At 74.2% G+C, this 14,420-nt stretch carries 11 protein-coding genes; 5 read left to right on the forward strand and 6 right to left on the reverse strand.

The genetic code is table 11. From position 1 onward, the window contains the following. Window position 1: 1 nt before the first annotated feature. The 4 genes from moaA to glp are packed head-to-tail and all read right to left on the reverse strand — an operon-like array spanning window position 2 to window position 3,258. Window positions 2-1,081, reverse strand: a complete 1,080-nt coding sequence (gene moaA / locus UQW22_RS11405; RefSeq protein WP_407317096.1) for a GTP 3',8-cyclase MoaA — start codon at window positions 1,079-1,081, stop codon at window positions 2-4. A gap of 10 nt (window positions 1,082-1,091) precedes the next feature. Next, on the reverse strand, window positions 1,092-1,364 hold the full coding sequence (locus UQW22_RS11410) for a DUF6457 domain-containing protein (protein WP_407317097.1): 273 nt from the start codon (window positions 1,362-1,364) through the stop codon (window positions 1,092-1,094). After that, complete coding sequence (locus UQW22_RS11415) at window positions 1,361-1,975, reverse strand: molybdenum cofactor guanylyltransferase (RefSeq protein WP_407317098.1); 615 nt, start codon at window positions 1,973-1,975, stop codon at window positions 1,361-1,363. The genes UQW22_RS11410 and UQW22_RS11415 overlap by 4 nt, the downstream gene beginning before the upstream one ends. Continuing rightward, window positions 1,972-3,258 (reverse strand): gephyrin-like molybdotransferase Glp, encoded by a 1,287-nt coding sequence (gene glp, locus UQW22_RS11420; RefSeq protein WP_407317099.1) that lies wholly within the window; start codon window positions 3,256-3,258, stop codon window positions 1,972-1,974. Before glp ends, UQW22_RS11415 begins: the two co-directional genes overlap by 4 nt. Window positions 3,259-3,547: 289 nt before the next feature. On the opposite strand from glp, the gene UQW22_RS11425 reads away from it, so the two are divergent. Genes UQW22_RS11425 through UQW22_RS11435 form a run of 3 tightly spaced genes read left to right on the forward strand, consistent with a single transcriptional unit; the run spans window position 3,548 to window position 8,954 of the window. Beyond that, window positions 3,548-4,957, forward strand: coding sequence for an MFS transporter (locus UQW22_RS11425; protein WP_407317100.1), 1,410 nt, complete (start codon window positions 3,548-3,550; stop codon window positions 4,955-4,957). Further along, complete coding sequence (locus UQW22_RS11430) at window positions 4,954-7,266, forward strand: molybdopterin oxidoreductase family protein (protein ID WP_407317101.1); 2,313 nt, start codon at window positions 4,954-4,956, stop codon at window positions 7,264-7,266. The genes UQW22_RS11425 and UQW22_RS11430 overlap by 4 nt, the downstream gene beginning before the upstream one ends. Next, the gene (locus tag UQW22_RS11435; protein WP_407317102.1) at window positions 7,263-8,954 is read left to right on the forward strand and encodes an FAD-dependent oxidoreductase; all 1,692 of its coding nucleotides are present in this window, start codon (window positions 7,263-7,265) and stop codon (window positions 8,952-8,954) included. Before UQW22_RS11430 ends, UQW22_RS11435 begins: the two co-directional genes overlap by 4 nt. 85 nt (window positions 8,955-9,039) lie before the next feature. Here UQW22_RS11435 and UQW22_RS11440 read toward each other — a convergent pair whose 3' ends face one another. Further along, window positions 9,040-10,386 carry a cellulase family glycosylhydrolase gene (locus tag UQW22_RS11440; RefSeq protein ID WP_407317103.1) on the reverse strand — a complete coding sequence of 449 codons (1,347 nt, stop codon included), beginning with the start codon at window positions 10,384-10,386 and terminating at the stop codon, window positions 9,040-9,042. A gap of 150 nt (window positions 10,387-10,536) precedes the next feature. Further along, window positions 10,537-11,031 (reverse strand): hypothetical protein, encoded by a 495-nt coding sequence (locus tag UQW22_RS11445; protein WP_407317104.1) that lies wholly within the window; start codon window positions 11,029-11,031, stop codon window positions 10,537-10,539. A gap of 131 nt (window positions 11,032-11,162) precedes the next feature. On the opposite strand from UQW22_RS11445, the gene UQW22_RS11450 reads away from it, so the two are divergent. Both UQW22_RS11450 and nirD read left to right on the forward strand, forming a co-directional pair. After that, a complete protein-coding gene (locus UQW22_RS11450) occupies window positions 11,163-14,012 on the forward strand; it encodes an FAD-dependent oxidoreductase (RefSeq protein WP_407317105.1) in 2,850 nt (949 codons plus the stop codon). Continuing rightward, window positions 14,009-14,419, forward strand: a complete 411-nt coding sequence (gene nirD, locus UQW22_RS11455; RefSeq protein WP_407317106.1) for a nitrite reductase small subunit NirD — start codon at window positions 14,009-14,011, stop codon at window positions 14,417-14,419. Before UQW22_RS11450 ends, nirD begins: the two co-directional genes overlap by 4 nt. Window position 14,420: the final 1 nt, after the last annotated feature.

The raw sequence follows: 14,420 nt of genomic DNA on the forward strand, positions 1-14,420 counted from the left end.
CTCAGCCCCCGATCGCGCTCATCGTGCGGTCGGGCTGGAGGAACGAGGGGTCGTCCATCCCGTGCCCGGCGCCCTTGCCCCACATGGCCGTGCGCCACAGGTCGGCGAGCTGGTCGTCGGACGCTCCGGCGCGCAGCGGGCCGAGCAGGTCCGTCTCGGTGTGGGCGAACAGGCAGTCGCGGACCCCGCCCTCGGCGGTGAGCCGGGTGCGCCGGCAGTCTCCGCAGAACGGCTCGGTCACCGAGGCGATGATGCCCACGCGCCCCAGCCGCTGCCCGGAGGCCGGCGACCGCACCTCGAAGCGTTCGGCGGGTGCACCGTCGCGCGGCTCGACGTCGGGGGCCAGCGCGAACCGCTGCCCCAGCAGCCTCCGCACCTCGGCGGCGGTGACCATCGCGGAGCGGTCCCAGGAGTGGTCCGCGTCGAGCGGCATCTGCTCGATGAACCGCAGCTCGAAGCCCCGTTCCAGCGACCAGGCGAGCAGGTCGGCGGCGTGGTCCAGGTTGACGCCGCGCACCAGCACGGCGTTGATCTTGACGAGGTCGAACACGCGGGCGGCGGCGTCGATGCCGGCCAGCGTCCGTTCGAGGAAGGGGCGCCGGGCCAGGGTGGCGAACGTGTCGGGGTCCAGCGTGTCGAGCGAGACGTTGACCCGGTCGAGGCCGGCGTCGCGCAGCGCGTCCGCCCGGGACTCCAGGCCGACGGCGTTCGTCGTCAGGCTGATCTCCGGACGCAGGTCCAGGGCCGCGACGTCGCGCACGACGTCCACGAGGTCACGGCGCAGCAGGGGCTCTCCGCCGGTGAACCGCACCTGGCGCACCCCGAGCTCGCGGGTCGCGACCCCGACGAGCCGGGCGATCTCGGCGCGCGTCATCACCGAGTCCTTCGGCAGCGCCGGCAGCCCCTCGGCCGGCATGCAGTAGGTGCAGCGCAGGTTGCAGCGGTCGGTGAGCGAGACGCGCAGGTCGGTGGCGACCCGACCGTAGCGGTCCACCAGGCCGGGCTCGGCCGGTCTTTCGGCGGGCAGCCCGGCGTCCCGCCACCGGGTGGGAAGCGTGGGGATTCCGAGGTCGACGGACATCACGGGCCTCTCAGGTGGGGTCGGGCTGCCAGCCCAGGGCCAGCCGCGAGACGCGTGCGGCGACCTGCTCGTCGGGCGTCGGGCGGCCGGACGAGGCGGCGAGCCCGCGCGCGTAGCCGACCAGGTAGGTGGTGACCGGTGCGGCCGGTCGGGCGACGTGGTGCGCGGCGTCCCGGGCGAGGTCGAGCACCTCGGTGACGTCGATGCTGCCGGCGGGCAGCTCCAGCTCGGCCTCGACGGCCTCGACCCAGCGGGCGACCGCGGTCGGGGTGTCCTGCGTCATCGCGCTTCCTCCTCTGCGTCGTCCGCCGTGTGGTGGACCTGCTGACGTGCGGTGAGCCGGTCCCTATCCTCCCAGGTATCGACGTCGTCGCTCGCCCCGACGTCGTCGGGCACGGTGACCAGGTCGAGAGCGGCGACGAGCGCGCGCACCGGTGCGCCGTGCGGGTCGATGTCGCGCAGCGCCGCCGCGAGGGCGTCCCGGCGGTAGAGACCGACCAGCCACTGGGCGCGGCCGTGGCGCACCAGGTGCGCGCCGTCGGTCGGGTGACCCTGCGCGACGGCGGCGCGCAGCGCGGGCAGGGCGGCACCGGCGCCGGGTACGTCGACCGCGAGCACCAGCACCCACGGCGGCGCGTCCGGCCGGTCCAGCGTCCGCAGGCCGGCGTCGATGCCGGCCACGGGACCCCCGAACGGCGGGTCCTCGCGGGTGCGGCGCATGTGCTCCGGCAGCCTCACGTCCTCCGGTCCGACGACGGCGGTCAGCACCGCCCCGACGGTCGCGGCCAGCGCGTGCTCCAGCAGGGTGGCGTCGCCGACCACGACGCCCTCCTTGGGGGCGCCGCCGAGGCGACGGGCGCGCCCGCCGGCGAGGATCACGGCGTCGTACCTCATGGCTGCACCCCGGCGAGCGGGAGGACCGTGACCTCGTCGCCGACCGCGACCTGCCCGGTGCCGGGCGGGACGACGGCGAGGGCGTCCGCGCGGGGCAGCGCGGCCAGATGGTGCCCGTCGTGCGCGGCCGGGATGACGCCGTCGGGCCCGGTGGTGACGGGGAGCACCTGCTCCGCGCGGGGCGGGCACGTCCAGGCGGCGGCGGCCCGGGCCGTGCGCAGCGGCGCGTTGTCGGGTCGGCCCGCGAGGCGGCGCAGCGCCGGCGCGGCGAACAGGGTGAACGACACGAAGGCGCTGACGGGGTTGCCCGGGACGGCGATCCACGGCACGCCGCGCCAGGTGGCCAGCGCCTGCGGGCGGCCGGGCCGCATCGCCACCGCGGAGACGTCGACGTCGGTGGGGGCGCCACCGGCGAGAACCTCCCGCACGACGTCGCCGGCCCCGGCCGAGACGCCGCCGGAGGTCACGACCAGGTCGACGTCCGCGACGCGGTCGAGGGCGGCCGTCAGGGCGTCGGCGGCGTCGGGGACCGCGCCGACGCGCACGACGTCCGCACCGGCCTGCCGGGCGAGCGCGGCCAGCATGAGGGAGTTCGAGTCCGGGACGGTACCCGGGGCGGTCGAGCCGAGGCGGGTGAGCTCGGAGCCGGTGGAGAGCACGGCGACGCGGGGACGCCGGTGCACCGGCAGGGCGGTGAGCCCGGCCGCCGCGGCGACGGCGACGAGGCCGGGGGTGACGGTGTCCCCGGCGGCGGCGAGCAGGTCACCGCCCGCGACGTCGGTCCCCGCGCGTCGGACGTGCTCGCGCAGCTGGCGACCGAGCGTGACGGTCCGTTCCGTCGTCGGGCGGCCGGCGACGAACCGGCCGGTCGAGGTGCGCTCGACGGGCACGACGGCGTCGAACCCCGCGGGCAGGGGAGCGCCGGTCATGATCCGCACCACCCCTCGCCACGCTGTGGGTATCGAATCTCCCGCGGCGGACCGGTCCGCCGCGGGAGATTCGATACCCACAGCAGGGGACGGGTGGCCGGGACGGACGTCGGCCAGCACCGGCAGCGTGACCTCCGTGCCGTCGTCGGGCAGATCGGCTCGCCGCACCGCGTAGCCGTCCATGGCGGAGTTGTCGAAGGCTGGCACGGGGGCCGCCGCGACGACGTCGTGCGCGAGGGCGAGGCCCAGGACGTCGAGCTGCGTGAGCGACGTCTCGACCGTCGCGAGCGGGCGGACGCGGGCGAGCGTCGCTGTGACGTGCTCGGCGATGGTACGCGGCGTCGGACCGGTCATACCGTCACCGTAGGCCGCCGATGTGTCCGGGGTGCAGCGACGATCTCACGGTAGGATCCCGGGCCCTGTGAGGTTGACGAGGTCCCCGGCAGAGACCTCACACATGCTCCCGCTCGGTTGAGAGATTCGCCTCATCGAGAGTTCACGCCGTCGCGCGGCACGACGAAACACCCGCTTCCTACTGTCGTCCTCACCGGCACGACGTCGCGCCGGTCCGGCACCCGACACCCGTCGGTAGCCGTGGCCCCGCCCGGCGTCGCCGGGCACGAGCACGGATGGGAGAACGACGATGGTTGCTCCGACGAGTGGGACCACCTCGTCCGAGGTGGTGCCCGAGAGCACCGCCACCACCGCCGAGACGGCCGGCCCGGTCGTCGCCGATGCGCCTCCGCGCCGGCCCGTGCACCGCTCGGGTCGGTGGATCGACCACTGGGACCCCGAGGACCCGGTCTTCTGGCGCAACGGTGGGCGTCGGATCGCCCGTCGCAACCTCGTCGTGTCGATCTTCGCCGAGTTCCTGGGGTTCTGCGTCTGGGCGATCTGGTCGATCGTCGTGCCGCAGCTGCCCGCGGCAGGGTTCGACCTGACCGCCGACCAGACGTTCTGGCTCATCGGCCTGCCGGCCCTCGTCGGCGCCGCACTGCGCGTGCCGTACACCCTGGCCGTCCCGGTGTTCGGCGGGCGCAACTGGACCATGATCTCGGCGGGTCTGCTCCTCATCCCGGCGCTCGCGCTGGTGTGGGTGGTGCAACGCCCCGAGACCTCGTTCGGCGTGCTGCTCCTCGTGGCGGCGCTCGCGGGCTTCGGCGGCGGCAACTTCGCCTCCTCGATGGCGAACATCTCGTTCTTCTTCCCGGAGAAGGAGAAGGGCGCCGCGCTCGGCTGGAACGCGGCGGGCGGCAACATCGGCACGGCGGCGGTGCAGTTCGTCGTGCCGCTCGTCATCGTGACCGCGGCCGGCGTGTCCCTGCAGCGGGCGGGCCTGGTGTTCGTCCCGTTCATCCTGCTCGCGGTGATCCTGGCGCGGCGGCTCATGGACAACCTGGGCACCGCCAAGGCCGACCCTCGGTCCTTCGGGGCGGCCGCTCGCGAGAAGCACACCTGGGTCATCTCGTTCATCTACATCGGGACCTTCGGCAGCTTCGTCGGCTTCGCCGGCGCGTTCCCCACGCTGCTCGCCCGCGAGTTCCCGGACGTGACGCTGTCGCTGGCGTTCATGGGGGCGCTCGTCGGGTCGCTGACCCGCCCCCTGGGCGGCTGGGTCGCCGACCGTCTCGGCGGTGCCGTCGTCAGCGTGGCGAGCTTCGTGGTGATGATCGTCGGCGCGCTGGGAGCGATCCAGGCGCTCGGGACGGGCTCGTTCGCCCTGTTCTTCGGCTCGTTCATGCTGCTCTTCGTGGCGACAGGGGTCGGCAACGGGTCGGTCTACCGGATGATCCCCGCCGCCTTCCGGGTCGCGAAGGTCGGGGGCGGCGGTGCCGCCACGGCGAAGGCCGCGGCGGGCTGCATCGGGATCGCGGGCGCCGTCGGTGCCTTCGGCGGGTTCCTCATCCCGCGCGGGTTCGCGATGTCGGACACCATGACCGGGTCCCTGGTCCCTGCCCTCTGGGTGATCATCGGTGCTTACGTGGTCATGGCGCTGGTCACCTGGGCCGTCTACGGGCGGCGTCGGAGCACGATGGGGTCCGCCCGGGTATGAGCAGCAGCAGCGCCGCCCCGGCGGCAGCCACCCTGACGCACTGCCCGTACTGCGCCCTGCAGTGCGGCATGGCGCTCACGCCCGCCGGGGCCCCGACGTCGGACGCGCACGCCGCGCCGGAGAAGGGCCCCGGCGGGCGCGCGCCCCTGCCGGTCGTCGCGCCGCGGGACTTCCCGACGAACGCGGGCGGCCTGTGCCAGAAGGGGTGGACGAGCGCCACGGTGCTCGGCGTGCCGGACCGGATCACCACGCCGCTGGTCCGCGGCGACGACGGCGAGCTGGCCGCCGCGACGTGGGACGAGGCGCTCGAGATCGTCGTGTCGCGCGTGCGGGCGGTCCAGGCCGAGCACGGACCCGAGGGGGTCGCCATCTTCGGCGGCGGCGGTCTGACCAACGAGAAGGCGTACGCGCTGGGGAAGTTCGCCCGGACGGTGCTGCGGACGCCGAACATCGACTACAACGGCCGGTTCTGCATGTCCTCGGCGGCCGCGGCCGGCAACCGGGCCTTCGGCGCGGACCGCGGGCTGCCGTTCCCCCTGACCGACCTGGGCGGTGCCGAGGTGGTGCTGCTGCTCGGCTCCAACCCGGCGGAGACGATGCCGCCCTTCGTCCAGCACCTCGCCGGGGCCCGTGAGCGCGGCGGGCTGATGGTCGTCGACCCGCGGCGCTCGGCCACGGCCCGGCTCGCCGACGACGGTCAGGGGACCCACCTGCAGCCGGTGCCCGGCACCGACATGGTGGTGCTGCTGGCGCTGCTGCACGTGGTCGTCGCCGAGGGTCTCGCCGACCGGGAGTACCTGGCGGCGCGCACCAGCGGGTGGGACGACGTCGTGCGGTCCGTCGCCGCGTGGTGGCCGGAGCGCGCCGAGACGGTGTGCGGCATCCCCGCCGAGGAGCTGCGGAGGACGGCGCGCCGGCTGGCCGCCGCGGCGCCGTCGCGCGGGGGGCGCGGCGCGTACGTCCTCACCGGCCGCGGGGTCGAGCAGTCCGCCCAGGGGACCGCGACCGTCACGGCGGCGATCAACCTGTCCCTGGCGCTCGGACTGGTCGGCCGCCCGGGCGCAGGCTACGGCTGCCTCACCGGCCAGGGCAACGGCCAGGGCGGTCGCGAGCACGGGCAGAAGAACGACCAGCTGCCGGGCTACCGGAAGATCGACGACCCGGCCGCCCGCGAGCACGTCGCGCGGGTGTGGGGCGTGGACCCGGCCACGATCCCCGGCCCCGGCCTGCCCGCCGTCGCGCTGCTCAACGCGCTCGGCAGCCCCGGAGGTCCGCGTGCGCTGTTCGTGCACGGCTCGAACGTGCTGGTCTCGGCGCCCAACGCCGACCGGGTCCGCGAGCGCCTGGAGGCGCTGGACCTGCTGGTCGTGTGCGACTTCGTGCCCTCGGAGACGGCGCGGCTGGCGGACGTCGTGCTGCCGGTGACCCAGTGGGCCGAGGAGGAGGGCACGATGACGTCGCTGGAGGGTCGGGTGATCCGGCGTCGTCGGGCGGTCGACGCACCGGGGGAGGCGCGCTCCGAGCTGTGGCTGTTCGCCGAGCTCGCCCGCCGGCTCGGCTCGGACGTCGCGTTCCCCACGGACCCGGCCGTGGTCTTCGACGAGCTCGCCCGGGCCTCGGCCGGTGGGGTCGCGGACTACTCCGGGCTGTCCCACGACCGGCTCGACGCCGCCGAGGAGGCCGGGGAGCCGGGCCTGTACTGGCCGTGCCCGGCACTTCCCTCGCCCGAGCTGTCAGGACCAGGGCGGAGTATGGCGAGCGCCGGTCCTGACAGCTCGGGGCAGGCGGAGCACCCCGGGACGCCGCGGATGTTCCTCGACGCCTTCGCGACCCCCGACGGCCGGGCGCGCATGGTCCCGGTGGACCACGCCGGGCCGACGGACGACGTCCGCGCCGACGCCCCGACCTACCTCGTCACGGGCCGGGTGCTGCAGCACTACCAGTCGGGTGCGCAGACCCGCCGGGTGCCGGAGCTGGACCGGATCGTGCCCGAGCCGTACGTCGAGCTGCACCCGCAGCTCGGGTTGCGCACGGGAGTGGCCGACGGCGCCCGTGTCCGGGTCACCTCGGCGCGCGGCGCCGTGGAGGCCACCGCCCGGTGGACCGACGTCGTCCGGCCCGACACCGTCTTCATGCCGTTCCACTGGAGCGGGTCGGGCAGCGTCAACCGGATCACCAGCGACGCCGTCGACCCGATCTCCTCGATGCCCGAGTTCAAGGTGTGCGCGGTCAGCGTCGTCCCGGTCCCGCCGGCGTCGCACGGCGACGGCGCACGCGACACGCACGACGCACAGGAGGTGCCGGTATGACGCTCCACGTGCCGCTGAAGATCGTGGTCGTCGGACACGGGATGGTCGGCTCGCGCCTGGTGGACGAGCTGGTCCGCCGCAGCGCCGAGTCCTTCGACATCACGGTGCTCGGCGCGGAGCCGTACGAGCCGTACAACCGGGTGCTGCTCAGCGACGTGGTCGCCGGGCGGACCGATGTCGCGGCGATCACGATGCCGGAGCCGTCGGGTGACCACGTGACGACCTTGCGGGGGGTCACCGCGGTCCGCGTGGACCGGCACGCCTGCACGGTCACGGACTCCGCCGGGGCCGTGCACGCCTACGACCATCTCGTCCTCGCGACCGGTTCGCGGCCCCGGGTCTTCCCCGTGCCGGGGCTGGTCGGCGACGACGGCGAGGTGCGGCTCCCGGCGGGGGCGCACGCGTTGCGCACCCTCGACGACGCGCGCGAGATCGTGGCCGCGAGCGTCAACACGCCGCGGGCGGTCGTCGTCGGCGGCGGGGTGCTGGGCGTCGAGGCGGCGTACGGGCTGGCGGGCCGGGGGCTGCAGGTGACGCTGGTGGACACCTCGCCGGCGCCGATGTCCCGCCAGCTCGACACGGCGGCGGGCTCCGTCCTCGCGGCGGGCCTGCGGGAGGCGGGCGTCACGCTGCGTACCGGCGCGCGGCCCAGCGAGGTGCTCGTGGCGGGCGGGCGCGTCGTCGGCGTCCGCCTGCACCGTCCCGCGGGTGCGGTCGATGGTGCGGCCGATGGGGACGGGGCCGACGGCGAGGTGGTGGGCGCCGGGCTCGTCGTGCTGGCGACGGGCACGGTGCCGGAGGCCGAGATCGCCCGCGACGCCGGGCTGACCACCGACCGCGGGATCGTCGTCGGGCACGACCTGGCCAGTCCGGACGATCCCCGCGTCTTCGCCGTCGGCGACTGCGCACGGCCGCCGCAGGGCTCGCGTGGGCTGGTGGCCGAAGGCTGGGACCAGGCGCGGCGGCTGGCGGAGCACCTGGCCTCGCGGGTCGCGTTCCGGGCCGAGGTCGCCAAGCGGCAGAGCGGTCCGCGCGAGCACCTGCGCTTCCCGCACGAGGGCGAACGGCCGTCGATGGCGGTGCGCCTCGGCACGCTGCTCGCCACCCGGACACCCACCGGCGCGGGGGTGGACACGCGCGGCACCGACGTGGTGAAGGTCAAGGCGGGCGCCCTGAGCGTCGTCGCCATGGGCGTCAGCGGGGGCCGGGACACGACGGAGCCCGGGCACCGGGCCGTCACCCTGCACGACCCGGCGGCCGGCCGCTACGTCGAGGCGGTCGTCGCCGACGGGATCCTCGTGGGGGCCACCTGCGTGGGCGACCCCCGGGTCGCCGCGGACCTCACCGCGGCGTACACCCGGCGCACCCCGGTCCCGGTGGACCCCGCGTTCCTGCTCCTGACCCCGGTCATGCCGAGCGCGGAGCCCGCGTCGTCGCCCGAGCACATGCCCGACGACGCGACCGTCTGCCGCTGCAACGGCGTCACCAAGTACGACATCACGGCCTGCTGGGACGACGGCGCCCGCTCGGCGGACGACATCGCGACCGCCACGCGCGCCACGACGGGCTGCGGGAGCTGCCGCGAGGCAGTCTGCGGGCTGGCCGACTGGCTGGCCGCGACGCGCGACGGCGGGGCGCCGGTCGAGCCCGGCGTAGCGCTGGTTCACGCTTCAGCCGGTGAAGCGTGAACCAGCGCTACGCCGCACGTACCTGGCGCTGTTCTCGATCAGCCATCGACCGGTGAAGGGTGAACCAGCGCTACGTCGGCTGCCGTCAGCCGGCCGAGCAGTCGACGTCGGCGTCCGACGGCGCGGCACCGGAGCCGATGAACCCGTACGACGCCGTCGCACCGGCGGCGAGCGCGCCGTTCCAGGGCGCGTGGGTGACGGTGACGCCGTCGTCGGCCAGGGTGCCGCCCCAGAGCTGGTCGACGTCGACCGCAGGCAGCGTGGTGCTCCAGCCGGTGATCGCCTCGGCGTCCGCGGTGACGGTGACCTGACCCTGGTAGCCGCCCTGCCAGGCGTTGGCCACGGTGAGCTCGGCCGTGCAGGCACCCGGCTCGGGGTCGGGGTCCGGAGTGGGGTCCGGCGTCGGGTCCGGGTCCGGAGCGCCGCCGAAGACCGAGGCCTCGACGGACGTCTCGGAGAGCCCGTCCGGGCCGGTGAAGATCCGCTCGCCCCACGAGGACGGCGAGTCCACGTCGAAGCCCTCGACGAGGTCGAGGTACTCGACGCCGCCGCCGTTGCCGCTCCAGGACCAGGCGAGCCAGCCGATCCCGAGCCGTTCGGTCTCGGCGAGGATCGTGTCGTAGGCCACCGACCCGTCGGAGTGGGTGTACCCGAACTCGCCGATCATCAGCGGCAGCCCGGCGTCCACGAAGTGCTCGAGGTACTGCGTGACCGTGGACCCCTGGCTGTACACGCCGTACATGTGCACGGAGAAGATCGTGTTGCCGTCGGGGTCGGCCGCGGCGACATCGGTGGCCTGGTCCCGCATGATGTGTGCCCAGTCCTGGCCCCAGCTCGGGGCGTCGACCACGAGGGCTTGCTCGTAGCCGACGTCTCGCAGCCGCTGGACGGCGGCGGAGGTGTCGTCCGCCCAGCCGGCGTTGGTGGCGGCGTCGTTGCCGTAGGGCTCGTTGCCGAGGTTGACCATGACGTGGCCCTCGCTGCCGGCGAGGGTGGGGTAGAGGTACTCCCAGTAGTCGGCCGCCTGGTCGAGCGTGGCGGCGCCGGCCTGCTCGCCGTAGCCGGTGGTGTCGTGCACCTCGAGCTGGCAGATCAGCCGGTCGGTCTCGCACTCGTCGACGATGGTCGCCACCTCGGCGGCGTCGGTGCGGGTCCAGCGGTCGCCGCTGGCGAGGACGACGCGGACGGCGTTGGCGTCGACGGACTTGGTGTCGGCCAGCGCCTGGGCGGTGGTGTGCGTGTACCAGGCGTGCGGGTGGTTCACGCCGCGCAGCACGAGGTCGGTGCCGTCGGCCTCGACGATGCGGCCGTCGGCGACGTGGATGCCGGGTGGCTCGTCGGCGGCGGCGCTGTGCGCGGCCAGCGTGCCGAGGCCTCCGGCGGCGAGCGTGGCGGCCGCGACGCCCGCGACGGTGCGGGTGTGTCGGTGCATGGTGGGGTCCTCCCGGTCGGGTCCCTGGCACGGTCACCGTGCCCGACGACGGCGGACGGCGGAAGATGCTTAAGTGTTTAAGCGGCTGCTCGCGTCACCTGGCACACGTCATCGTGCTCACGTCGTCGGGTGCCTCGTCGGGGACGACCGCTACATCAGGCTCACGTGCCCGGCGGCAGTGCCCGGTGCGGCGACGAGCTCCTCGGCCTGCGTGCGCCGGAGAGCTCGAGGAACTGCCGACACCAGTCCGGAGTCGACGTACATCCGCTCGACGTGGCGGCGCACGAGCCCTGGCAGGACGGCGCTGGCCAGGAAGGCAAGGGCCAGCACGACGGCCGACGCGACCAGGAGCGTGCCCGCCACGTCGTCGCTCACGCCCAACCAGGGCAGCACGAGCCATCCGGCCACCACACCGACGGCCGCCACGCCCAGGAGCACCAGGAGGGCCCCGGTGCCCTTGTCCGAGCGGGCCCGAAAGGTGGCGAACCGTTCCTCGAGCGCGTACAGGGTGTCCAGGTCCACCGGTCGGCTCGCCTCGTAGCGCACGTACGTGCGCGCTCCGGGGTCGTCGACCGGTGCTGACGCCTGCAGCACCGCTCCCTGCCCCGTCACGAACCACTGGACCTGATGCTTCGGTGCTGTCATCGCACGAGGGTACGCGGACGGCTGGTGTGTCGGGCTCCTCTCACGGATCGCGGACCCCGCGTGAGCAAGATGTTCCCGTGGGGTAACCACCCCCTGACGGTGCGGTCACCGCGGCTGCCTAGGTTCGGGACATGACCAGCGAGCCCCCCACCTCAGTCCAGCGCGACGGCCGGCGCCACGTCGTCGTCGTCGGCGGCGGCATGGTCGCGCAGCGCTTCGTCGAGGCCCTGCGTGCCCGCGACACCGCCGGCGAGTGGCGCGTGAGCCTCTTCGCCGAGGAGCCCCGCAAGCCGTACGACCGTGTCGGCCTGACCCGCTACTTCGAGGTCCGCGACGCCGAGGAGCTCACCCTCGGCGACCCGGCGCTCTGGGACGACCCGCTGGTGGACCTGCACCGCGACTGCAAGGTCGTCGCCATCGACCGCGAGGCCCGGACCGTCACCGACCGCCTCGGGACCGTCCACCCCTACGACGAGCTGGTGCTGGCCACCGGCTCGAACGCGGCGCGTCCCCCGATCCCCGGCAACGAGCTGCCCGGCGTGTTCGTCTACCGCACCATCGACGACGTGGCCGAGCTGCGCGGCTGGGTCGAAGCCAAGCGGGAGGCCAACAAGGTCACGACCCGCGGCGGCGTGGTCGACAAGCCGGTGCGGGGCGCCGTCATCGGCGGCGGCCTGCTCGGGCTGGAGGCCGCCGGCGCGCTCAAGGCGCTCGGCGCCCAGGCGACGGTCATCGAGTTCGGCACCCACCTGATGGGCGTCCAGGTCGACCTCGGCGGCGGGCAGGCGCTCAAGCGGCTCATCAACGACAAGGGCATCGCGGTGCGCGTCGAGACCGCCACGAAGGAGATGAAGCCGCACCGCCGCACCGGCCACGTGGGGCGCATGGACTTCGCCGACGGCGGGCGGCTCGACGTCGACGTCGTCGTCATGGCCACCGGCGTGCGGCCCCGTGACGAGCTCGCCCGTGAGGCCGGGCTGCCGATCGGCGAGCGCGGCGGCGCCGTCGTCGACCTCACCTGCCGCACCGAGGACCCGCACGTGTGGGCCATCGGCGAGGTCGCCTGCATCGAGGGTCGCTGCCTCGGTCTGGTGGCGCCCGGCAACACCATGGCGGAGGTCGTCGTCGACCGGCTCCTATGTGGCGACGCCGAGTTCCCCGGCGCGGACACCGCGACCAAGCTCAAGCTGTCCGGCGTCGACGTCGCGTCCTTCGGCGACGCGCACGGCCGCACCGAGGACTGCATCGAGATCGTGTGGGCGGACCCCACCGCGGGCGTCTACAAGAAGCTCGTCATGTCCGACGACGCGCGGACGCTGCTCGGCGGTGTGTTCGTCGGCGACGCCGCGCCGTACGCCTCGCTGCGACCGATGCTCGGCGCCGAGCTCCCGGGCGACCCGGCCGCGTTCCTCCTGCCCGAGGGCGGCGGTGCGCCGGACCTCGAGCTGCCCGACGAGGCGAACGTCTGCTCGTGCAACAACGTCTCGGCGGGCACGATCCGCGGTGCGGTGACCGACCACGACTGCACCTCTGTCGGGGACGTCAAGAGCTGCACGCGGGCGGGCACCACCTGCGGCGCCTGCCTGCCGCTGGTCAAGAAGATCACCGAGACGGAGATGACCAAGGCGGGCATCGAGGTCTCCAGCGCGCTGTGCGAGCACTTCGAGCTGTCCCGCGCCCAGCTCTTCGACGCCGCGCGGGTCGCGGGCCTGCACTCCTTCAGCGAGATCATCGAGCGGTTCGGCGTGCGCGCCGAGCCGTCCGCGAGCCCGGGCCGCGGCTCTGCTGACGGCCGCGATCCTGCGGGGCTCGCAAGCTCACTCCTCAGTCGCGGCTCTGCTGACGGCCGCGATCCTGCGGGGCTCGCAAGCTCACTCCTCAGTCGCGGCTCTGCTGACGGCCGCGATCCTGCGGGGCTCGCAAGCTCACTCCTCAGTCGCGGCTGCGACATCTGCAAGCCGGTGGTCGGCTCGATCCTCGCCAGCCTCGGCAACGGGCACATCCTGTCCGGCGAGCAGGCGGCGCTGCAGGACACCAACGACCACATGCTCGCCAACATGCAGAAGGACGGCACGTACTCCGTGGTGCCGCGGATGCCGGGCGGGGAGGTGACGCCCGAGGGGCTGATCGTCGTCGGGCAGGTCGCGAAGGACTTCGGCCTCTACACGAAGATCACCGGCGGCCAGCGCATCGACATGTTCGGCGCCCGCGTCGAACAGCTCCCCGAGATCTGGAAGCGCCTGGTGGACGCCGGCTTCGAGTCCGGGCACGCCTACGGCAAGTCCCTGCGCACCGTGAAGTCCTGCGTGGGCTCCACGTGGTGCCGCTACGGGGTGCAGGACTCCGTCGGCATGGCCGTCGAGCTGGAGCTGCGGTACCGCGGCCTGCGCTCGCCGCACAAGCTCAAGATGGGTGTCTCGGGCTGCGCCCGCGAGTGCGCCGAGGCCCGCGGCAAGGACGTCGGCGTCATCGCGACCGACAAGGGCTGGAACGTCTACGTCGGTGGCAACGGCGGTCAGACGCCGAAGCACGCCCAGCTCCTGGCCGAGGACCTTGCGTCCGACGAGATGCTGCGCGCCATCGACCGGTTCCTCATGCTCTACATTCGCACCGCGGACCGCCTGCAGCGCACCGCGCCCTGGGTGGAGGAGTACGAGGGCGGCCTCGACGCCATCCGCGAGGTCATCCTGGCCGACTCCCTCGGCATCGCCGACGACCTCGACGCCGCCATGGCCGCCCACGTCGAGGGGTACGAGGACGAGTGGAAGGCCGTGCTGGAGGACCCCGAGAAGCTCGCCCGGTTCGGGTCGTTCGTCAACGCGCCGACGACGCCGGACCCCGCCCTCGCGTACGTCGCCGAGCGGGGGCAGAAGCGTCCCGCCACCCCCGAGGAGATCGCCGCCGGGCCTGACGGGCCCGTCGACCCCTCGCTCACCGGACCGGTCCTCGTGGCCGGCTCCACGCTGGAGGTCCGCGCATGACCGTCGTCAACAGCCCGACCGACACCCCGCACACCACCCGCTGGACCGCCGTGTGCCGGCTCGACGACCTCGTGCCCGAGCGCGGGGCCGCCGCCCTGCTGGAGCGCGGCGACGGCTCGACCGTCCAGGTCGCGGTCTTCCGGCTCCTGGACGACTCCGTGCGAGCCGTCCAGCAGCTCGACCCGTACTCCGGGGCGAACGTGATGTCCCGCGGCATCGTCGGCAGCCGGGGCGAGGAGCCCACCGTGGCCTCGCCCGTCTACAAGCAGGTCTTCGCCCTGGCCTCCGGGCAGTGCCTCGAGGCGGGCGGCAAGACGCCGAAGCCCGGGCTCGGCGCCCACCTCGAAGCCTTCGCCGCCGAGGTGCGCGACGGCGTCGTGCACCTCGACGTCGCAGGATCGGCCTGAC

It is taken from the genome of Isoptericola halotolerans (assembly GCF_045689585.1).
GTDB lineage: Bacteria > Actinomycetota > Actinomycetes > Actinomycetales > Cellulomonadaceae > Isoptericola > Isoptericola halotolerans_B.